The 21,354-nt window shown below is 56.5% G+C and carries 20 protein-coding genes and 2 tRNA genes; 10 read left to right on the forward strand and 12 right to left on the reverse strand.

All coding sequences use genetic code 11. The features are described from left to right. The first annotated feature begins 14 nt into the window (after window positions 1-14). Both CDUR_RS05520 and CDUR_RS05525 read left to right on the forward strand, forming a co-directional pair. A complete protein-coding gene (locus tag CDUR_RS05520; RefSeq protein WP_040358769.1) occupies window positions 15-812 on the forward strand; it encodes a fumarylacetoacetate hydrolase family protein in 798 nt (265 codons plus the stop codon). Beyond that, window positions 799-1,356 carry a class I SAM-dependent methyltransferase gene (locus tag CDUR_RS05525; protein ID WP_179417449.1) on the forward strand — a complete coding sequence of 186 codons (558 nt, stop codon included), beginning with the start codon at window positions 799-801 and terminating at the stop codon, window positions 1,354-1,356. Before CDUR_RS05520 ends, CDUR_RS05525 begins: the two co-directional genes overlap by 14 nt. Here CDUR_RS05525 and CDUR_RS05530 read toward each other — a convergent pair. Beyond that, complete coding sequence (locus CDUR_RS05530; protein ID WP_040358765.1) at window positions 1,348-2,469, reverse strand: isochorismate synthase; 1,122 nt, start codon at window positions 2,467-2,469, stop codon at window positions 1,348-1,350. The two genes, CDUR_RS05525 and CDUR_RS05530, sit on opposite strands and share 9 nt — an antisense overlap. 88 nt (window positions 2,470-2,557) lie before the next feature. Between CDUR_RS05530 and gltX the strand changes: the two genes are divergently transcribed. The 3 genes from gltX (at window position 2,558) to CDUR_RS05545 (ending at window position 4,298) form a co-directional block, all read left to right on the forward strand. Next, the gene (gene gltX, locus CDUR_RS05535; protein WP_179417450.1) at window positions 2,558-4,036 is read left to right on the forward strand and encodes a glutamate--tRNA ligase; all 1,479 of its coding nucleotides are present in this window, start codon (window positions 2,558-2,560) and stop codon (window positions 4,034-4,036) included. A gap of 92 nt (window positions 4,037-4,128) precedes the next feature. Next, window positions 4,129-4,200: transfer RNA gene (locus CDUR_RS05540), tRNA-Gln, on the forward strand. A gap of 25 nt (window positions 4,201-4,225) precedes the next feature. Beyond that, window positions 4,226-4,298: transfer RNA gene (locus CDUR_RS05545), tRNA-Glu, on the forward strand. 76 nt (window positions 4,299-4,374) lie between these two features. On the opposite strand, the gene CDUR_RS05550 is transcribed toward CDUR_RS05545, so the two are convergent. From CDUR_RS05550 to CDUR_RS05585, 8 genes are read right to left on the reverse strand one after another with little or no spacing between them, the layout of a single operon-like run. Then, the gene (locus CDUR_RS05550; protein WP_233452909.1) at window positions 4,375-5,085 is read right to left on the reverse strand and encodes a helix-turn-helix transcriptional regulator; all 711 of its coding nucleotides are present in this window, start codon (window positions 5,083-5,085) and stop codon (window positions 4,375-4,377) included. Further along, window positions 5,082-7,010 (reverse strand): ATP-binding cassette domain-containing protein, encoded by a 1,929-nt coding sequence (locus CDUR_RS05555; RefSeq protein ID WP_179417451.1) that lies wholly within the window; start codon window positions 7,008-7,010, stop codon window positions 5,082-5,084. Before CDUR_RS05555 ends, CDUR_RS05550 begins: the two co-directional genes overlap by 4 nt. Next, window positions 7,010-7,813, reverse strand: coding sequence for a molybdate ABC transporter substrate-binding protein (gene modA / locus CDUR_RS05560; RefSeq protein WP_233452910.1), 804 nt, complete (start codon window positions 7,811-7,813; stop codon window positions 7,010-7,012). The genes CDUR_RS05555 and modA overlap by 1 nt, the downstream gene beginning before the upstream one ends. Before the next feature lie 27 nt (window positions 7,814-7,840). After that, the gene (gene narI, locus CDUR_RS05565; RefSeq protein WP_006062075.1) at window positions 7,841-8,620 is read right to left on the reverse strand and encodes a respiratory nitrate reductase subunit gamma; all 780 of its coding nucleotides are present in this window, start codon (window positions 8,618-8,620) and stop codon (window positions 7,841-7,843) included. An 11-nt stretch (window positions 8,621-8,631) separates the two neighbouring features. Further along, the gene (gene narJ / locus CDUR_RS05570; protein WP_179417452.1) at window positions 8,632-9,321 is read right to left on the reverse strand and encodes a nitrate reductase molybdenum cofactor assembly chaperone; all 690 of its coding nucleotides are present in this window, start codon (window positions 9,319-9,321) and stop codon (window positions 8,632-8,634) included. Then, window positions 9,318-10,928: a nitrate reductase subunit beta gene (gene narH / locus CDUR_RS05575; protein ID WP_179417453.1), complete on the reverse strand. Its 1,611-nt coding sequence runs from the start codon at window positions 10,926-10,928 to the stop codon at window positions 9,318-9,320. Before narH ends, narJ begins: the two co-directional genes overlap by 4 nt. After that, window positions 10,928-14,659, reverse strand: coding sequence for a nitrate reductase subunit alpha (locus CDUR_RS05580; RefSeq protein WP_179417454.1), 3,732 nt, complete (start codon window positions 14,657-14,659; stop codon window positions 10,928-10,930). Before CDUR_RS05580 ends, narH begins: the two co-directional genes overlap by 1 nt. 44 nt (window positions 14,660-14,703) lie before the next feature. Next, the gene (locus CDUR_RS05585; protein ID WP_179417455.1) at window positions 14,704-16,053 is read right to left on the reverse strand and encodes a nitrate/nitrite transporter; all 1,350 of its coding nucleotides are present in this window, start codon (window positions 16,051-16,053) and stop codon (window positions 14,704-14,706) included. 213 nt (window positions 16,054-16,266) lie between these two features. On the opposite strand from CDUR_RS05585, the gene CDUR_RS05590 reads away from it, so the two are divergent. Beyond that, complete coding sequence (locus CDUR_RS05590) at window positions 16,267-16,791, forward strand: MogA/MoaB family molybdenum cofactor biosynthesis protein (RefSeq protein WP_179417456.1); 525 nt, start codon at window positions 16,267-16,269, stop codon at window positions 16,789-16,791. A 39-nt stretch (window positions 16,792-16,830) separates the two neighbouring features. Here CDUR_RS05590 and CDUR_RS05595 read toward each other — a convergent pair whose 3' ends face one another. Then, complete coding sequence (locus CDUR_RS05595; protein ID WP_179417457.1) at window positions 16,831-17,088, reverse strand: MoaD/ThiS family protein; 258 nt, start codon at window positions 17,086-17,088, stop codon at window positions 16,831-16,833. 26 nt (window positions 17,089-17,114) lie between these two features. Here CDUR_RS05595 and CDUR_RS05600 point away from each other — a divergent pair, with 26 nt between their 5' ends. From CDUR_RS05600 to CDUR_RS05615, 4 genes are read left to right on the forward strand one after another with little or no spacing between them, the layout of a single operon-like run. After that, a complete protein-coding gene (locus CDUR_RS05600) occupies window positions 17,115-18,320 on the forward strand; it encodes a molybdopterin molybdotransferase MoeA (protein ID WP_179417458.1) in 1,206 nt (401 codons plus the stop codon). Further along, window positions 18,317-18,790, forward strand: coding sequence for a MogA/MoaB family molybdenum cofactor biosynthesis protein (locus CDUR_RS05605; protein ID WP_006062066.1), 474 nt, complete (start codon window positions 18,317-18,319; stop codon window positions 18,788-18,790). The genes CDUR_RS05600 and CDUR_RS05605 overlap by 4 nt, the downstream gene beginning before the upstream one ends. After that, window positions 18,783-19,250: a molybdenum cofactor biosynthesis protein MoaE gene (locus CDUR_RS05610; RefSeq protein ID WP_006062065.1), complete on the forward strand. Its 468-nt coding sequence runs from the start codon at window positions 18,783-18,785 to the stop codon at window positions 19,248-19,250. Before CDUR_RS05605 ends, CDUR_RS05610 begins: the two co-directional genes overlap by 8 nt. Next, on the forward strand, window positions 19,251-20,318 hold the full coding sequence (locus CDUR_RS05615) for a ThiF family adenylyltransferase (RefSeq protein WP_179417459.1): 1,068 nt from the start codon (window positions 19,251-19,253) through the stop codon (window positions 20,316-20,318). Here the strand turns inward: CDUR_RS05615 and mobA are convergent. Both mobA and moaC read right to left on the reverse strand, forming a co-directional pair. Continuing rightward, on the reverse strand, window positions 20,263-20,859 hold the full coding sequence (mobA, locus tag CDUR_RS05620) for a molybdenum cofactor guanylyltransferase (protein WP_179417460.1): 597 nt from the start codon (window positions 20,857-20,859) through the stop codon (window positions 20,263-20,265). The two genes, CDUR_RS05615 and mobA, sit on opposite strands and share 56 nt — an antisense overlap. Then, window positions 20,859-21,335: a cyclic pyranopterin monophosphate synthase MoaC gene (gene moaC, locus CDUR_RS05625; RefSeq protein WP_179419037.1), complete on the reverse strand. Its 477-nt coding sequence runs from the start codon at window positions 21,333-21,335 to the stop codon at window positions 20,859-20,861. The genes mobA and moaC overlap by 1 nt, the downstream gene beginning before the upstream one ends. Between the last annotated feature and the right edge of the window lie 19 nt (window positions 21,336-21,354).

Here is a 21,354-nt window from a genome sequence, read left to right on the forward strand (position 1 = left end):
GTAGGATGTGCCCTATGCGTTTTGGACGAATTGCTACCCCTGAAGGAATGTGTTTCTGCGTCATCGAGGGTGATGGTGCAGACACTATGTGTAAAGAAATTGTTGGCCACCCCTTCGGGGATCCCGAGTACACGGGCAAACAATGGCCCCTGGCTGATGTTCGGCTGCTTGCGCCGATGCTGCCTTCCAAAATTGTGGCAATTGGTCGTAACTACGCGGACCACGTGGCAGAAGTGTTCAAGAAAAGCGCCGAGTCCCTGCCGCCCACCCTCTTTATCAAACCCCCCACAGCTGTCATTGGGCCCGGCGCTGCCATTAAAATCCCCGATTTTGCCACCAACGTGGAATTTGAGGGCGAACTCGCTTTGGTTATTGGGCGGGCTTGCAAAAACGTCAAGGCAGAGGACTGGAAAACCGTCGTGCGTGGCTACACCATCATCAATGATGTCTCCTCCCGCGACTTGCAATTCTCCGATGGGCAATGGGCCCGCGCTAAAGGCATGGACACCTTTGCGCCTTTGGGCCCCTGGATTGAAACCAACCTGGATGCCATTGACTTGGGCAATCTGCCCATCAAGGCGCACCTTACGCATGACGGCACCACCGAGACCAAGCAGGACTCCAACTCCACACAAATGATCATGAGCGTTGGCGAAATTATCGAATACATCACCGCCTCCATGACCCTGCTTCCCGGCGACATTGTGTCCACCGGCTCCCCGGCGGGTACCGCGCCCATGGTTCCCGGCGACTACATTGAGATTGAAATCCCCGGAATTGGCCGACTAGGAAACCCCGTTGAACGCGCATAACCACTCCGACGATCCCTATGTTGAATCGGAACAACTCTGGAGCGGCAACCCCAACGATGCCCTGATCAGGGAAGTTCAGAGCCTGGCCGTCGGCGATGCGCTGGATGTGGGAGCAGGGGAAGGTGCCGATGCCGTGTGGCTGGCTAAGCAAGGCTGGGTCACCACAGCCGTGGAACCCTCGGCCATTGCCTGCGGAAGGATTGCGGAGGCAGCCACGAAGGCAGCAGTGCAGGTCACTATCATGCAGGAAACACTTGCCAGTGTGGAGCTGGGAACCTATGACCTCGTGAGTGCCTTCTACATGCCGCTGACCCCCGACACTGTTCCTGTGCTGTGCGACGCCGTGGCACCCGGTGGCACTCTGCTGTTTGTGCACCACAAAGACATGCCTCACAAAGATATTCTTGCACCAGCCGACCTGGCTGAGGCGCTCCCCAGCGACTTCACCGTGGATAAACTCACCACCACCTCGCGATCAGTCACAGGCGGGGCTGGCGTAGAGCACACCGCCGACGTGGTGCTGCTGGCACGCCGATCACTGTAGGCCCAGCGCGCGCATGATGGTGCGCAGCTTGGCGGTGGTTTCCGCAAGCTCCTTGTCGGCAGAGGAACTTGCCACAATGCCGCCACCAGCCCAGGCGCGTGCCGACGCCCCGCCTGCTGCGATCTCCGCGCAGCGGATAGCAACCATATACTCACCGTCGCCATCGCTGGTGCACCAGCCGACCGCACCAGAATAGAAGCCGCGATCTGTTTCCACCGAGCTGATCAAATCCTCTGCCGCATGCAGGGGCGTGCCACACACAGCCGGAGTGGGGTGCAAATTCAGTGCCAGCTCCAACGCGGACATATTTTTATCCCGCAGGGTTCCTGTAATGGGGGTGGCCAGGTGCCACATCTCATTAGTGCGGGTCAATTCTGGGTGATTCGGAACATCCAGCGATGAGCACAATGGTTCCAACACATTTACCAAATGGTTGACGACGAAAGTGTGCTCATCAAGATCCTTGGCGTTGGTGCGCAATTGTTGACCGATAAAGCAATCCACATCGCGGTCTTCCACCCGGCCAGCCGAACCCGCCAATGGATACGCGCTCACTGTCGAGCCTTCGCGTTTAATCAACACTTCAGGCGAGGACCCCACGAGCGTTCGACCTTGATAACGTCCGCCTGCTGGACTCAAATCCACCACAAAACCATCCTTGTTGTGCGATTGATCAATGAGCCGGGCGGCAATTGCTAAAGGGTCAACCGGTGGATTGAACTGAATATCCACCGAGCGTGCCAACACAATCTTTTCCAGCACGCTGCGCTGAATGGTGGAAATAGCGGCGGTAATGCGATCCTCGTGTTCTTTGGGCGACGGATCGAAACCGACAATCGATGCGTTGATGGTGCTTCCAGAACCCAGACGATAATAGGAATGCGGTTCCAGCGGGCCGTCGTCACGCACAAAAGACTCGGGGACGGTGAGAGCGGCGGCGTCGTCAAGCGAAAACGGCAGGGCACCCACCACGATCTCGCACTCGCCAGCCTTCAGAGCTGCGGCTGCGGCCCACGGGTCCGTGAACGTAGCAGCCGAACCCTGGGCGCGCACCGAACCATGGACGCGGGACAGTAAAAAGTCAGGCGCGGTAGACGGGCGAGAGGGACACATGACTAATCAGCATAGTCTGCCCATGGTGGGTTTTAAGACTTCACCCGGCAGACCGGGGGAAGACGGGTGTGCACTAAACTAAATAGCCATGTCTGATGTTCGCGTCCGCTTCTGCCCGTCACCCACCGGCACTCCTCACGTAGGGATGGTCCGCACCGCGCTGTTCAACTGGGCGTATGCCCGGCATACGGGTGGAAAACTCATCTTCCGCATCGAAGATACCGATGCCGCGCGCGACTCCGAAGAGTCCTATCAGGCCATTATTGACTCCCTCACCTGGCTGGGTATGGACTGGGATGAGGGTGTAGTCACCGGAGGGCCCAACGAGCCCTACCGGCAGAGCCAGCGCATGGACATCTACCTAGACGTACTAGAAAAACTGAAGGACGCGGGGGAGGTGTACCCCTCCTACTCCACACCCGAGGAAGTCGAGGAACGCCACAAAGCCGCAGGCCGCGACCCTAAGCTAGGCTACGATAATTACGACCGCGAACTTACCGCCGACCAGATTGCGGCCTTCGAGGCCGAAGGGCGCAAACCCGTGTGGCGTCTGCGCATGCCCGACCACGATTGGGAATGGACCGACCTCGTGCGTGGCGACATCAGCTTCAAAGCCAGCACCCAGCCCGACTACGTGGTGGCGCGCTCCAACGGTGCACCTCTGTACACGCTGGTCAACCCTGTCGATGATGCCCTCATGGGCATCACCCATGTCCTGCGCGGTGAAGACCTGCTGCCCTCCACGCCCCGCCAGCTTGCGCTATACGACGCCCTGAAACGTATCGGGGTAGCCGCCCACACGCCGGAATTCGGGCACCTGCCGTTCGTGATGGGGGAAGGCAACAAAAAACTGTCCAAGCGCGACCCCCAGTCCAACCTGTTCAACCACCGCGATGCCGGAATCATCCCCGAAGGAATGCTCAACTACCTGGCGCTCCTGGGCTGGTCCCTCGACTCTGATCGCGACATTTTCAGCGTCTCCGAGCTGATCGATGCCTTTGATGTGGCCGACGTACTGAGCAACCCTGCGCGCTTTGACCAGAAAAAACTCGAAGCCATCAATGCCGACCACATCCGCCTGCTGCCTTTGGAGGATTTCTCCGCACGCCTGCGGACTTACCTGGAAGACTATAAAGGCTTCCCGGCATCCTACCCAGATGACAAGTTCAGGTTTGTGGCGGAACTGGTGCAGACCCGCATCAAAAAACTCGATGATGCCTGGGACCTGGTGCGATTCCTGATTGTGTCGGATGAAGAACTGGTGCTCGACGAGAAATCCGCACGCAAAAACCTGAAAGAAGACGCTGTTCAGCCGTTAGAGGTAGCCATATCCGTGCTATCCGACGTGCCGGACTGGGACACTGCAAGCATTGAATCGGCACTGCAGAAGGCACTGATTGAAGATCTTGGGTTGAAGCCCCGCAAAGCCTACGGCGCGCTGCGGGTTGGTATCTCAGGCCAGGCCATCTCGCCGCCGTTGTTTGAATCCATGGAATTGCTGGGGCGCGAGTCCACGCTGGCGCGGCTGCGTGCAGCACGGGAAGTAACACCGTACTCAGCCGAGTAAGAAGCGTGTTGACCTTTGGATTTGTGTGCCAAGGTCAACTGTGGTTATATTATTCCTCGTTGCACAGCATGGTTCAACAGCAATGTGCACAGTGGCCTATGGTGTAATTGGCAACACTACGGTTTCTGGTACCGTCATTCTTGGTTCGAGTCCAGGTAGGCCAGCAGCGAAGAAATTCGCGTCCTATAAGCCCCGTTCGTCTAGCGGCCTAGGACGCCGGCCTCTCACGCCGGTAACACGGGTTCAAATCCCGTACGGGGTACATCAACTAAAACCGCCTTGAAGTGTAGTGGCTTTAAGGCGGTTTTGCGTTTGCGTGCCTCAACATGGGAAAACTTCTACGTAGAGGCTCCCTCTACGGCGATGCTGCATGTCCCAGGGCCGGAATACGGGATGAGAACCAGGTGAGTTTTGTCGCTGGCGCTTGATAGTTCCTGGACAAGTCCCTGGTGAAGAGCACAGATAAGTTTGGAAGGGTGGGGGACTTTTTTGCTGACAAAGGGGCAGCTATTGAGGGTGATGCGTGAGGGGGAGTCGTTGTCATCGGTCTCCAGGGCCGGGTCAAATCCCATATCCCGGAGAGTAACAAGGGCGGGGGAGAGCGAGTCGTATGACTGCCCCCAACCAGTACCCACATTCATGTTGCGTGCCCATTTTCGGCCAAGCTGCTGCGCTTGCTTGAGTTCGTCATTGCTGGGATTGTCAGGATCACCTATTAGTTCGACCAGGGTGGACACCAGTGACGTGTATTCTTGCGCTATTGAGCTGTTATTGGGGATCCTGACGTGGAACACTAGTGAAGGTCGACCACGTCCCTGTTTACGGGCTGGTACCGCCTGTACCGCCTCACGTTTCATAAGCTCATCAAGATGGCCGCGAACCGTGTTGACGTGCATATTCAATTGGCTCGCGATGTCGGTGACACGTGCACCATTATCAAATTTTTGAAGAGTATCTAATACTTCACGCTGTTTGGGGCTGAGCCGCAGTGATTCCACGAACAGTTGTGTTACTGAACGTGGGGGTTGTACGCTGCTGCGACTCATCATGACTTCTTCTGTGCGTGAACGTTGTGAACGTTAATATTTAATGCTTTAACTACACATTCTACGGTTATTCCAACCTCTAGTCCCAGTGTAAGCGCAGAATTTGCCGTTATGGATGCCATAATGTGCATCTGGCCGATAGACACAGTTACTACAACATGTGAGGCTGCACTAATCCCATGATTAACGGCATCAATGCTGGTGACAGTGCCTTTCCATACGTTGCGTGCAGATTCATGATGTCCGTCTGCTTTGGCACTGACAGTTCGTAGCGTTACCGCATTGGGAAGGAATGTGACAGTGGTGGTGTCTCCTACCTGGGGTGCCACGTCAGAGAATAAAATTCCGACAATTGTGATGTCGCCAGATTGTACCGTCACAACGTTGTTTTCAACGGCGCTGACGTCACCCACAATCCGGTTGACAGACAAGAGTGTAGACACAAATGCTGTAGGTGGGTGCTGCACAATCTCTTCCGCTGCGCCATCGGCTACAACCACTCCATTGTCCATCACCACCACATGGTCAGCCATGCCTGAAAGGTCAATGGGGTCGTGTGTGACCATGATTGTTGTGCGGTCTCCGGCGGTGGCATGAAGAAGCTGACGCCAACGAAATGTCGACTCCACATCGACCGCGGCTAACGGTTCATCAAGGACGAGGACCGCTGGCCGCGCCCCCAATGCACGCACAAGCGCCACCTGAGCGGCCTGTCCACCGGATAGTGCAGGGATAGGGACCTGGGCTAGCTCGGTAAGACCCGCGGCGTCGAGAAGCTGCGCCGTGAGTGTCGCTGATCCGGTGGACATAGTGACGGCCTGCGATACTGTTGCAGTAGGCGGAAGCCCAGGAGCCTGCGTCAACAACACAATGCCCCGCTTAGGTGTGACTGTCGCGCCCCGCAACCGCCCCGTAAGCAGCCTGGTTAAGGTGGTTTTCCCAGACCCGTTGGGTCCAATGATCGCCGTGAGTTTATTGGCAGGGAAGCGCGTATCGACGCTCCCGTACCTCACCGTTACGTCCACGCCACCGCTGGTAGGGCTGGTGAGTTCGCGAAAGCGGTCTACGTCCAACGTTCCTATTGCACGCGGACACTGGCGAGGCTGGCGCGCCATGAACGTGGGCAATGCGGCTGCAATCAGCGACAATACCGCCAACATAATGAGGATTGCGGCCAACACATACGCGCGCTGCTGGTTGACCTCCCGCTCCACATAAATGCCAACCGGCATCGTTCGTGTAACCCCAGGCAGCGAACCAGCAAACGTGAGGGTCGTGCCAAACTCGCCCAACGAACGGGCAAAAGCCAAACTCGCCCCCGCAGCAATGGAAGGGGACAACGCTGGAAGCAAAATTTTCCATGTAATAGCCCACGGCGACATGCCCACCCCAGCTGCCGAAGCCATCACCTCGCGGTCTATCTGCCGCAGTGCCGAATCGACAGACGCCACTACAAACGGCAACCCAACAAACACATGAGCTAGCACCACACCAGGAAAAGCGAAAGCAAACTGAAGCCCCAGAGCGTTCAGCAGCGGGGCGGTAATACCACGACGCCCTAGGGCCGCAGTGAGGGCCAAACCTCCCACCACGGGGGGCATGGCCAACGGCAGAAACACCAACAGCCGTACCACCCCAGCACCGCGTTGCATCCCGCTTAGCCATACCGCCAAGGCGACACCCAACACAGTGGTAATTGCGGCAGCCCATGCCGCAGACGTGAGTGTTACTTTCACCATCGTGATGGTGTCTGCTTCACGGGCGATGGACCACACAGTTGACCACGGAATTCGTAAACCCAGGGCAACCAATGGTCCGACCACCAGAAGCAGTGCACCAATCGCAACAAAAGCAAACACCACCGGCACTCGCTGCGACACGGGACGCAGAGTGACGGTGGTGTTGGAATTACCAGATAGTTCAGGCATTACTGTACCGGTGTGAAACCGTGTTTCTCCCAGACAGCAGCCATTTCCTTGCTGGCCAGCAGATCCAGAAGCTGGGTAGCCTCAGCCTGGTGACCGGACGTGGTGGTGACAGCCGCTACAAGATCATTAGGGTGCTTATCAGCATGAGGAATCTCAATAACCTTCACTGCATCACCCGCCGCAGCGGCATCAGTACGGTACACCCAGCCGGCATCGGCTTCGCCGGAGGTGACTTTGCCGAGAACATCAGACACGGATTGCTCCAGGCTCACCGGATTGAGCTCAATATTGTTCTCTTTCATCAGAGTCTGAGAAATGTCTCCGCATGGCACCTGCGAGTCGCACAACACTACCTTCGCATTTTTCAGTGTGTCGTCTACTCCAGTGATGCCAGCAGGATTGTCGGCAGGAACCACCATCACCATAGAGTTTGTGGCCACCACCTTAGGATCCTTCGCGTTACCGGCCTCTACTGCCTTCTTCATGTTCTTCTGGTCCGCAGAAATAAACAAGTCACCAGGGGCACCGTCTGCAAGCTGCTGCACCAAACTAGACGAACCACCATTGACGTACTGCAAGGTTTGCGATGGAGTCAGATCAGCGGCCAGTTTCGACAAATCATCATTGACAACACGCGTGGAGGCTGCGCCCAATACCGTCAACTTCACAGATTCTGCTGTGGTACTGCTGCCGGGGGACGATGTGGTTGAACCAGAATTGGAGTTACCGCTGCAGGCAGCAGCAGTGATCATGATCGCCGCACCCAATGCAACAACAGTGGCGAGTAAACGAACAGGCTTCATAGATATCCCTTCAATAGGCAACGAGATTCAGGCACCGGACCATCGTGCTTCATTGTCCAGCTGTTTCTTATTAGAGCGGATGGGCTCCCACGCCGGGTTGTGACGCGCTGGGGTAGTGGTGATGTCGCGCGAACGATACACCACATACGGACGGGTCACGTATCCAACCGGTGCAGAGAATGCATGCACCAGTCGGGTAAACGGCCACACAGCCAGCAGGGTGAACCCCGCGATAATGTGCAGTTTAAACTGCCACGGAACATCGGCCATCAACTCTGGATTGGGGTTGAGGATGAACAGTTGGCGCAGCCACGGGGAGATTGTTTCACGGTAGTCATAACCATGGGCTCCACCAAACACCTGCAGCGATACCGTTGCGATACTGCCGGTGGCAATAGCTGCAGCCAGCAGCACATACATTACTTTATCTGAGGATGATGTTGACAGGAACACAGAGCGGTGTACCACGCGGCGGTAAATCAGCCCAATTAGCCCCAACACTACGGCGATGTCCGCGATGGTGCCGGGAATAGTGGCAATAAGGTGGTAGGCGTGGTCAGAAACGCCGACAGCACGGGTGAAGGCTTTCGGGATGGCCAAACCCATGATGTGGCCAATAATGACAAACATCATGCCCCAGTGGAATAACGGTGAGCTCAAGCGGAGCAGGCGGGATTCGTAAATCTGGGAGGAGTGGGTTGTCCAGCCAAACTGATCAGTGCGCCAGCGCCAGAAAACACCAATCACAAATGCGACGATGCTCAGCCAGGGAAAAGCCACCCAGAGAAACATTTCGATGTGAGACATATCGAGTCCTTCTAGGATTGGTCGGGGTTGGTTGTTGGGAATGGTAGCGGAGAACCAAGACCCACAAGTTCTGTAGGCGGCCCGCTTGTAATCAGATCAAGGTAGCGGTCGGCGGTTTCCTGATCAATGGGGGGAAGCGACATGCATACTGCCCTGATGAGATGAGCAAAAGGCGAATGCAGTCCCTCCAAGGCAGCGCGCAGTACTTCGAGACCGTCGCGATGTGCCGACAGTATTTCTGTTGCAGTGACGTGGGCTGCTCCACTAGACAGCGCCGCAGCCTCGAGAACAACACAAAGGTGGTCGGGGAGCTCATCGCGTACCTGCTCAAAACCCAGTGCCTCCAGCTGCTGACGGAACGCCACGATGGCCGCACCACGCTGCCGAGTATCACCGACAGCGTAGTAACTGAGAAACAAAGAACAGCGTCGACGCTGGTCAAATGTTTCGACATAGTGTTCCTCAATGCCGCGCGGGCCGAGAACCCGAACGGCGTCGAGAAACGCCGCAAGTTCCGCCTGGACTGGTAGCGACAACATATCGAGTTGTGACTCTACAGCAGCAATCTTTTCAGCAAGATGCTCGTCCGGGTAGTCAAGCAGTACTGATGCAGCCATGTACAGTACCTGCCGCTGCTGTTCAGTCATCTGCACAGCGGGAATACTGTCATCTGGTACTACACCAGTGTGGGTGCGTTTCATTGAGCACCCCGGTCAGGGAACATGCCTGCTGGGCGTTCGCCGTTAGACCACGACACCAGAGAAATCTTGGATGCCTGTGAATCGCCGCTGCCACATCCGCTCGAACATGCCTCTGGTGCGCCCATACCTAGATCGTCGAGCAGCTTTACCGGATTGGTTGGGTCCACGTCGCCAAACGGATCAAGTGAGGTGATGCCACGGGGCGATTCTGGGGAAGCGGTTGGAATGACATAGCGATCGTCGTACTTGGCAATGGCAAGCAAACGATACATGGCCTCAATTTCCTTGCCGGTCATGCCAACTGACTGTGCGATCTCCTCGTTGGGCTCATTGCCCAAATTGATATCGCGCATGTAGGAGCGCATTGCTGCAAGTCGACGAAGTGATTTTTCCACTGGTCGCGTGTCGCCAGCGGTGAACAAACCAGCCAAGTACTCCAGCGGAATGCGCATGGTGGACAGAGTTGTCAGCAGCACCTTGTGGTCCTCGCCATCCAAACCAGAGGCGGTCACCGAATCCACCACCGGAGAAAGCGGCGGCACGTACCACACCATGGGCAGCGTGCGGTACTCCGGGTGAAGCGGCAGAGCAAGGTCGTAGCGGAAAATCAGATCCCAAATCGGAGACTGCTGTGCAGCATCAATCCAAGAGTGCGGAATGCCTTCAGCAATTGCTGCCTCCACCACACGAGGATCGTGGGGATCGAGCAGAATGGAACGCTGTGCCTCGTAGAGATCCTGCGGATCTTTCGTTGCGGCTGCTTCAGGTACCCGGTCGGCGTCGTAAAACAGCACACCCAGGTAACGCAGGCGTCCGACGCACGTCTCAGAACATACCGTTGGCTGACCAACTTCAAGGCGTGGGTAGCACAACGTGCATTTTTCTGCCTTGCCCGACTTATGGTTGAAATACACCTTCTTGTACGGGCATCCCGATACGCACATGCGCCAGCCGCGGCACCGATCCTGGTCCACCAGCACAATGCCATCTTCGGTTCGCTTGTACATTGCGCCTGAAGGACATGAGGAGACACACGTGGGGTTCAGGCAATGCTCGCAGATACGGGGCAGATAGAACATGAAGGAGTCTTCGATCTCCTTGCGCACCGTGAGGTTCATCTGCTGCAAAACTGGGTCATTATCCAGCGTGGCTGTTGAGCCGCCGAGGTTATCGTCCCAGTTAGAAGACCACTCGATCTTATCTATTTCACGGCCATCCAGCTGTGAAATCGGGCGTGCAGTTGGCTGGGTAGCCTGTCCACGAGGCGCGGAAAGAAGACGATCATACTCGTAGGTCCACGGCTCGTAGTAATCATCAATAGTGGGCAGCTTTGGGTTGTGGAAGATGGTCATCAGCTTCTTCAACCGACCACCAGCGCGTGGCTTCAACCCACCGGAGCTGGTGCGAACCCAGCCGCCTTCCCACTTATCCTGGTCCTCCCAGCCACGCGGATAGCCCACGCCCGGCCTGGTTTCCACGTTGTTGAAGTAGATGTACTCAGTACCTTCGCGGTTGGTCCATGCCTGCTTACATGTGACGGAACACGTGTGGCAGCCGATGCACTTATCCAGGCTCATCACCATAGCGATTTGTGCCATTACTTTCATTAGAACTGCACCTCCTGGGAGCGGCGACGGATTCGGGTTACTTCATCACGGTTGTTTCCGGTGGGGCCGATGTAGTTGAACCCATAAGTGAGGTGTCCATAGCCGCCAGCCACGTGAATCGGCTTAATCATGATTCGAGTCAGAGAATTGTGGGTACCACCGCGGCGCCCCGTGTGCTCATTAACGGGGGTTCCAGCAGTGCGTTCCTGTGCGTGGTTCATAAACACCGTGCCCTCGGGGATACGGTGCGACACGATCGCGCGGGCAGAAACAATACCGTTTCTGTTGTATGCCTCAATCCAATCGTTGTCTTTGACTCCCAGTTTTTCTGCGTCTTTATTAGACATCCAGATCACCTGTCCGCCGCGAGAAATAGACAGCGTGTGCAGGTTGTCAAAGTACTGGGAGTGAATGGACCACTTGTTGTGCGTGGTGAGGTAACGCACCGTCACCTCAGTGTCGCCATATTGACTTGTGCCAACTTCGCCGGGTCCTACCTCACCGTTGATATGGATGTGGTCAAACGGTGGACGGAATATGGGGAAAGACTCGCCATAATCCATAAACCAGTCGTGATCCAGGTAGTAATGCATGCGGCCTGACAGCGTGTGCCACGGCTTGTCATACTCCAGGTTGATGGAAAACGCGGTATAACGCCGCCCATTCTTCTTCGACCCAGTCCACTCTGGGGAAGTGATCACTTCCGTGGGGCGCTCTTTAATATGGTCCCAGTTGATGCGCGTACCTTGCACATCAGAGACCAAGTCCATCATGTCCGCGCCCACACGCGCACCTTGATTCTTGAACCCTTCAGCAGCTACCTCACCATTGGTGACACCAGATAGATGCAGCACGGCCTGAATGGCTTTAACAGCACTGTCGAGTCGGGGGCGCTCACCGGCAGATGCAGTCTCGCTCACGCCGTTAATCAACTTGAGCTCTTCCACCTGCTTAGACACGTTATATGCCGTGCCATGCACACCGGTGCCAAGGTCACCCGTCAGGGGACCCAAATGAGTCCACTTCTCATACACCTTGGTGTAATCCCGGGTCACTGGAACCAACTTGGCCATGTTCTTACCTGGGCGGTATCCCTCCTGCTCAACATTCGGAACAACGCCACTTGGCATATTCAACTCATCTGGTGAATCGTGGCCCAAAGGCGCAGTAATCACATCCGTTTGAGTTCCCAGCCAGCGACCGGCCATCCGCGTGAATGCCGCCGACAGATCGCGGAACACCTCAAAATCTGTTCGCGCATCCCACGGTGGGCTAATTGCCGCGTTGAAGGAATGGACAAAGGGGTGCATGTCGGTCGTAGAGAGGTCATGCTTCTCGTACCACGTTGCCGCTGGCAAGACGATGTCCGACACCAATGTAGTTGAGGTACTACGGAAATCGGTGGTCAACATCAAGTCCAACTTGCCATCCGGTGCCTCATCCTGCCACGTTAGCGATGTAGGCCGCTCACCCAGCTTCAATTCCTCGGCGGTGGAATCAGAATCCACGCCCAGCATATGCTTCAGGAAAAACTCCGTGCCCTTTGCCGAGGAACCCATCAGGTTGGTTCGCCAGTTCAACAGAATACGGGGGAAGTTGACGGGGTTATCGGGGTCTTCCGCAGCAAACTTCAGCTCGCCAGAATTAAGCTGCTCAACGATGTAATCCTGAACCGACATGCCTTTTTCTTCAGCTTCAGGTGCAAGGAGCAATGGGTTGCGGTTGAACTGCGGATAGCTAGGCATCCACCCACGCTTCATTGCCTCAATCAGAGTGTCGGCCGTCATCTTGTCGCCCACGGTTCCACGATTTGCCAACGGTGATGCAAGACGTGATGCCTTGGTGTTGTCGTAACGCCACTGGCTGGTGGTCAAATAATAGAACCCAGTGGAAATCATCTGGCGTGGCGGGCGGTTCCAGTCCAGAGCAAACGCATACTGGGACCAGCCGTTCATCGGGCGGAGCTTCTCCTGGCCAACGTAGTGCGCCCAGCCTCCACCATTGACACCTTGGGTGCCACACATGGAGGTCAAGGCCAAGAATGTGCGGTAGATGGCATCAGCGTGGAAATAGTGGTTGACGCCAGCGCCCATGATGATCTGCGACCGGCCGCCGGAATCAACGGCATTTTGTGCGAACTCTCGGGCAATGCGGATTGCGCCTGCGGCAGGTACTCCGGTGAGTTCTTCCTGCCAGGCTGGGGTGCCAACGGAAGATGCGTCGTTGAAATCGACTGGCCACTGACCTGGCAGATGCAAGTCAGGGCGGTTAACACCGTAGTGTGCCAGCATGAGGTCGTACACGGTGGTGAACAATCGTCCACCAATCTCTCGTACCGGGACGCCACGATTCACAACACCTGCGCCTACTGGTCCTTCGGTATCGGCACCACTTGCAGGAAGGTCGAAACGGGGGAAGAGAACCTCGGCGGTACCAAAACCATTGGTTTCCGCGATAGACATCACCGGTTCTGCGGTGTCGAGACGCAAGTTCCATTTGCCGACGCCCTCGTCACCGTACCTGTCGGCGAGAGTTCCGCCTGGGTCCACGATGGTCCCGTCGGCTTCAATGGTGAGCAGACGGTGGGTGGCGTTGGGGGTGCCGGATAATGTGGGAGCGGCATCGCCAAGGTCAGCGGCGGTGACAAATTTACCAGGCGTGTAGGTCCCGTCCTCGCGCTTGTCTAGGTAGACAAGGAACGGCGAGTCGGTGTACTTACGCATGTAGTCCATGAAGAACGGAGTCTTTTGGCCAACATGGAACTCCGAAAGAATGACGTGACCCATGGCGAAGGCGAGAGCACCGTCAGTGCCAGGGGCGATGCGTAGCCATTCATCAGCAAACTTTGTGGAATCCGCGAAGTCTGGGGACACCACAACGACTTTTGTGCCCTTGTAGCGGGCTTCCACCATGAAGTGTGAGTCTGGGGTACGGGTGACTGGAATGTTAGAACCCCACATCATCAGGTAACTGGAATTAAACCAGTCGCCTGATTCGGGCACGTCCGTTTGATCTCCGAATGTTTGAGGAGACGCAGGCGGCAAGTCCGCGTACCAGTCGTAGAAGCTCAATGCTACGCCGCCAATGAGCTCCAGAAAACGCGTTCCCGCGCCATAGGAGATCTGCGACATGGCCGGAATGACGGTGAAGCCAGCGATGCGGTCAGGGCCGTGCTGACGGACGGTGTAGACATGTGCGGCGGCGGCAATCTCAATGGCTTCCTCGTAGGGGATGCGAATGAGTCCGCCTTTGCCGCGCTCTTTCACGTAGGCGCGCCGCTTGTCGGGATCTTCAACAATGCTGCGCCACGCCAGTACCGGGTCGCCGTGTTCCTTTTTTGCTTCCCGATACATGTCCACTAGCACGCCACGCGCGTAGGGGCTACGGATGCGTGTGGGGGAGTAGGTGTACCACGAAAACGACGCGCCGCGGGGGCAGCCGCGGGGTTCGTAGTCTGGCATTTCCGATCCAGTGGTGGGGTAGTCAACGGCCTGGGATTCCCAGGTGATCACGCCGTCTTTGACGTAGACCTTCCAGGAGCATGAACCAGTGCAGTTCACTCCGTGGGTCGAGCGCACTACCTTGTCGAATGCCCAACGGTCGCGATAAAACACATCCGCTTGACGGCCACCTTTCAAGAACAACTGTTGGCCGGCGGGGCCAGTTTCACCACGGCGAAGAAAACTGCCTAGGTTAAAAAGAGGATTGGGCGGGTTATGGGTATGAGCCATGTTGTCAGAGTTCCTATCAGGATGAGTGCAGCATCTGGGTAAGATCAGCCGGGGTACGGGGCATTGGGTCGAGCGTAGTAGACCCATATCAACACGTTGGTGATAACGAAGAAGATCACACAACCCCAGAAGAATGTTGATGCGGCCATCATGGAGAGCATGATGCCCACAATGAATGGTCCGAAAGCGCCAACTGCGCCGGTCCAACCAATGACACCACCAGCTTGGCGCTTGGGCAAAATCATGGGCATTTGCTTGAATGTCCCTGCGTTGCCAAGGCCCGTGAAGAAGAAGAACACGAGCATGGCGGTGAGGAACCAGGTGAATTCAGAGGGGTCTTTGGGATTCAAGTAGAGTGCGGCCCAGCCGAGGGAGACTGCCATGCCAACGCCGCCGATGAATGTCCAGATTGCACCACCGAATTTATCGCACAGCGGTCCCCACAATGCACGTACACCAGCACCGACAAGCGGCCCAAGGTAGGCATATGCCGCACCGGTGGGTAGGCTTGCCGCATCGTGAGTTTCGGCCAGGGAAGAGCTTGGACCATAGATCTGGTTGATCAGCAAGCCAAGTTGTGCGGCGAAGCCGGAGAACGCACCGAATGTCATGAGGTAAACGATGGTGAGTATCCAGGTGTTTTTGTTGCCAAAGATGTCGATTTGTTGGCGGAAATTTGCCTTGATAGGCACGTCTTTGAGAGCAAACCATGCGACGGCTGCTGCCACTAGTGCCCACGGCACCAAAACGATAGCAGCGTTGTGGACAAAGATTTCCTTACCTGCGTGGGTACGTTGTGGCGCGATAAAGGTGATGCCCAGCAACCCAAATCCCATAATCCATGGACCAAGGAATTGGATGAGGGAAATACCAAAGTTGCCAATGCCGGCTTGCAAGCCCAACGCCGTTCCAGACAGGCGCTTGGGGAAGAAGTACCCGGTAGAGGGCATGAAGCCAGAGAAGACGCCGCCGCCAATGCCGCAGATAAACGACAACGCGAGCAAGGCCCAGTATGGGGTGCTTGTGTTTTGGACGGCAAAGAACCATCCCACCATGGGGATGATGAACAGCAGCGAAGACATGGTCACGAGTTTGCGGGTACCCATGATGGGCGGAAGGAACGTGAAAATCAGGCGGAAGAATCCGCAAGCAAGTCCCGCAATTGCTGTCAACCAGTACAGTTGGCTCTTCGACAGAGAGAAACCTATGTCGTTAAGCAGGGGGGCGATTGCAGAGACGAGATACCACGTGCAAAAGCCAATAATGAGGGAAAACGTCGAGATCCACAGGGTGCGCCATGCGATGCCGGAATCCCAGTTCTTTTCATCTTCTGGGTCCCAGTTGTGCAGGACATGCCCTTTTGTTGGTCTCGCTTCAGAGTCGGGGGTAGTCATTTCGTTCACCTGTCCAGTGGAGGGTGGGAATGATGGTTTGTAGTATCTTCAAGTTATCAGGTCTGGCCTGCAGAGTTCCAGATAAACACGGAAAAAATCGTGTTAAATTAGGTAACGTTAGTGTTGCCGAAATCATCAATGCAGGTAAGAGCGTAACCTGACACCACAACTCCACCCATTTAGGTCCGAAAAAACAACATTAGGGAACATATCATGGCACCAAAAAACCCACCCGCTAACACCCCATCCAACGAGCGTTTGACCGCAGCTATCATCGTCATTTCAGATCGCGCATATAGCGGTGAACGTCCCGATGCTGCGGGCCCAGCCGCAGCTCAACTTTTTGAAAGCCACGACGTGGATGTGCGGGAATCCGTCGTTATCCCAGAAAACAAAGAAGCCATCACCAACGCACTGACCTCCGCACAAGAACAGGGACATGACATCATCCTGACCGCCGGTGGTACAGGACTGAAACCTAACAACGTCACCCCCGAGGCGACCCGTCCGTTCATTGATACTGAACTACCAGCGCTGGCGATGCATATCTTCTGTGAAGGAGTAAAAAATAGCCCACGAGCTGGCTTGACTCGCGGGCTTGTCGGTGTGACGAGCCGTGACGAGACCGCAGCACTGATTATCAATGCACCTGGATCCGTTGGCGGTGTCACTGACACCATCACTGTCATTGGTCCGCTTTTACCCAGCATTTTCGAGCAGCTGGGTAAGCATATCTAACGACGTACTATTATTAAGCACGGCAAAAACCAGTAAAAATTAGCCGCCAGCAAACGGTGGTAGCACATCCACACGGTCGACACCTGCAAGGGAGGCATCAGGCTGCACATGATGACCATCCGCAAGAAAAGAACACTGCACAAAAATCTCCGCCAGGGTCATACCAGCGGCTGTTGTCTCACTATGCTCAGCTGCTAGCTCTTCCAACAACTCACCCAATGTGTTGGGTACCAGTTCCCGAGATTCAACTGCCACTCCGGCTGCCGCACGCGCCGCAGCAAAATAATGTACTTGCATACCCCGCATTGTAGAGAGAAACCACCATGCTGACACCACAAGAGCACGCCGAGGCCATACTGAGGCGCCTCCCGCCGCGTGCGACAGTAACTCTGCCGCTACTCGACGCCGCCAACTACACCTTAGCTACGGACCTCACGGCGCCCTTTGACTCACCGCGATTTGATAACTCCCAGATGGATGGCTACGCGCTTTCGTCTGCTCAGCAACAACGCACGCCAGGAGTGTTCATAGTGGGGCCAACCGTGGCCGCAGGTGCGGACCCTGATGAGCTTTATCCAGAAGGTTTAGGCGACAGCGTCGCGCCCATCATGACAGGGGCGAAACTCCCACGCGGTACCACGACTATCGTCCCCGTCGAAGAGTGCCAACCCGACACCTTTACCGACGATGAGGTCCACATACCGTCAGTACCGCAGCAACAGTATGTCCGCAAAGCTGGATCAGATTCCGCCGCTGGTTCTCTTCTCCTTCGGGCAGGAACCCGACTTGATGCAGTGGCGATTGCTGCGTTAGCCAGCCAATCCATCACCACCGTCACTGTATGGCAACGGCCACGAGTGATTATTTGTACTGGTGGGGCTGAAATTTCTCACGGCGCCGGAAACGAAGGAGTGGCTTCAATACCCGATGCTAATGGCCCGATGCTTCACCAACTGTGCCGCAGCGCAGATATTGAGGTGGTTGACCATATCCGAACTGATGACAACGTGGAGCGGTTCGTGGAGGATGTGGCGCGGGGCGTTGATAAGCATCAACCGGATGCGGTGATTACGTCCGGTGGCATCAGCCACGGGCGTTACGAGGTGGTGCGGCTAGCTTTTGCCGAGCATGATGCATGGTTTGGGCATGTTGCCCAACAACCCGGTGGGCCGCAAGGGCTGGCAACGTTTCGTGGAACGCCGGTGATATGCCTGCCGGGAAATCCCATCTCAACGCTGGTGAGCTTCCGACTTTTTGTCGCGCCAACCCTGAACCGCTGCGATGTGGGGGCGTACACTGCGCGCTTGACTCACGCTGTGACTGGGTTGCCTGACCTGCGTGATCAGTTTCTGCGGGGTACCTACGCCGTTGATGCGGAGGGAGTGCTTCATGCAACCCCTATTGGTGGTGCCGGATCGCATTTATTGCAACAAGCGGTGGGTGCGACCTGTTTAATCCGCATCACTGCTCGCACGCACTATCACCCTGGTGCGGCAGTGCAGATCTATCCGTTGGGAGAACTACTATGAAATCCGCCCTTGTTGTCGTTGTATCGACGCGCGCAGCCCAAGGAATCTACGAAGACCAGACAGGACCGATTCTCGTGCAATGGCTGCGTAAACTAGGCTTTTCCACGCCTGAGGCACGTGTTGTCGCCGATGCGGACGTTGCGGATGAACTACGCACCGCCATTACCCCTGACCTCAATGTGCTCATCACCACTGGCGGTACCGGATTATCAGATGATGATCGCACCGTGGAGGCTGTTACCCCGTACCTGGACCGTGAACTGCCTGGAGTGGTCAACGCGTTCTGGCGTAAAGGCGAGGAGTCCACACCCCTCTCCGTTGTGTCCAGGGCCGTTGCGGGTGTGTCGGGGCGTACCTTTATCATGACGCTTCCCGGCTCGCGCGGTGCCGTCGCAGATGGAATTGCCGTGCTCACACCTATTATCATGCCCATTACCGACATGTTAGAAGGAACGCACACTCATGACTAACACCAACGACCCAGCCTACGTTTCCGATGACACAGGAGTTGTTCTTGGGACGCTGATCACCGACCAGCCCTTGGAATCGCTTGCTGCGGCTGCTTACGACGACGTAATGGTGGCATCGATGGGTGCGTGCGTTACTTTCAACGGCGTCGTCCGTAATCACGATGGAGGTCAGCGCGTTCGCAGTCTCAGCTACACGTCGCACCCCACGGCAGAGGCAATTATGGCGACAGTGGCAGATAAAGTCCTGGACAGGCACCCGGACGTGCGCATCTGGGCAGCGCATCGCATCGGCGGCATTGCAATCGGCGAGGCGGCATTCGTTGTGCACGTCGCATCGGCGCACCGGGATGCCGCCTTTCGGGCATGCTCGGACATGGCGGACACCGTCAAAGCCGAGGTGCCCATCTGGAAAGAACAACTCCTAGAATCTGGCGACACACAGTGGGTGGGGTTGACATAGATGCGCTACCAGCGTCAGACATCCCTTGCCGGTTTTGGCGAGGCCAAACAACAGCGGCTCCAGAACTCCCACGTGCTTATCGTCGGTGCGGGCGGACTCGGTTCACCCGCGATGCTGTACCTCGCAGGGGCCGGGGTTGGGCGCATCACCATTGTGGATGATGATGTTGTTTCGCTATCCAATCTGCATCGACAAGTCGTGCACACTACGGCCCACGTGGGAGAACAAAAAGTCCGTTCCGCCGCTGAGGCTCTTCATAGCCTGAACCCCTCAATCATCGTTCGCGATGTTGCCGAACGACTGAACTGGGACAATGCACTGCGCCTCATGGCGGACGTGGACGTGGTTATCGACGGCTCTGATAACTTTGCCACTCGACATATTGTGTCGGCCGCGTGTGCTCGGGCTGGGATACCTCATGTGTGGGCATCTGTGCTGGGTTTTGATGCTCAACTGTCTGTGTTCTGGGCAGGAAAGGGGCCTGTTTACGAAGACATTTTCCCCGAGCCTCCCGCGCCCGGTTCCATTCCCAATTGTGCTCAAGCTGGAGTGCTGGGCCCCCTTGTGGGCATCATCGGATCAGCCATGGCCATGGAGACTATAAAACTCCTCACCGACCTAGGCACGCCTCTGCTGGGGACCGTTGGCTACTACGACTCACTCGCCTCACGCTGGGACTATATTCCCCTCCACGCGGACCCGGCGGTCACCCAGCGCCTCCTCGCCGCCGGACCCGTGACAGCAGAACCCTGCGACACAACAACGTTATCTGACGGGGACCTAGTCATTGACGTTCGTACCCGCGAGGAACACGAAGAGCACGCAATCCCCGGTTCCTTCAACATCCCTGTAGAAGAATTCCAGCGCGGTGCTCTGCCATCCGCTATTATCGACGCCCTGGCTACCGATCGCCGCGTCGTTCTTTACTGCGCCAGCGGCATCCGATCCGCGCGGGCTGTCTCCATGCTTGACGCAGATGGGCATCATGGTGCCTACAGTCTTCGAGGGGGTATTACTGCGTGGCTGGAGGCGGGGGAGCAGGAAGCTCGACAGCACCCAGTTCGCTGAGCTCAGCCACTGTGTCGTAATCAACCTCCGCACCAGTGCCCGGCACCGGCACTACCGAACCAGCGATACGAAGCAATGCTTTGGCGGGTTTATCACGAGGGTCACCAAGCTGATCAAAAGCCGCTACTAACGATGCTGTACGCCAGACAACACACAACGGTTCCAGATGGCCCTGCGTTGACATAATCGCAGCGGCATCTGCGCCGGGATTGGTGGCGAGTGCATTCGTGAGCGCTTCGAGCAGGGTCCCTGATGCGGGAGCATCAACCGCCAAGACGGCTGTCATCTCGGTGGCGGGATTAAGTCCAGCACTTATGCCTGCGGCGGGGCCGCCAAAAGGAGGATCCTCGCACACACAGCGAATAGTCTGTGCGTGTGTTCCTAGCTCAATCGGATATGGCGTGACAATGCTGACGGAAACATGTGTGGGGAGGGTGGTAAGGAGGGCGTCGATAAGCCGTGTCCCATTCACGCGAACCTCGGCCTTGGACACACCACCTAAGCGCGAACCCACACCGCCGGCCAGAATGATGACGTGCATTATCGTGGCAGGTCGCGGGACCAGTCACCTGAACGGCCGCCCGACTTTGCAACGATGCCGCAGACCCCGATATATGCCGAACGATCCACACCTTTGACCATGTCAATAAGGGTCAGGGCAGCTACCGTTACTGCTGTCAGTGCTTCCATCTCAACACCCGTGCAGTCGGCGGTGCGCACTGTGGCCTCAATGGCGACGCGGTCGTCGTGGATAACCAGGTCCACTGAACATCCGTGCACGCCAATGGTGTGCGCGAGAGGAAGCAGATCAGGAACCTTTTTAGCTGCAGAAATGCCCGCAACACGAGCGACCGCCAACACATCACCCTTGGGGACCGTGCCATCTCGCAGTGCTGCCAGAATCTCCGGTGAGCAGATAATCTCTCCTTGCGCCGTTGCTGAACGCACCGTTGGCTGCTTATCTGTGACATCCACCATGTAGGCGGACCCGGCGTTATCGAGGTGAGTGAACTTCATCATGCCTTCTTCGGTAGGG

This window comes from Corynebacterium durum (genome assembly GCF_030408675.1).
In the GTDB taxonomy this organism is placed as follows: Bacteria; Actinomycetota; Actinomycetes; order Mycobacteriales; family Mycobacteriaceae; genus Corynebacterium; species Corynebacterium durum.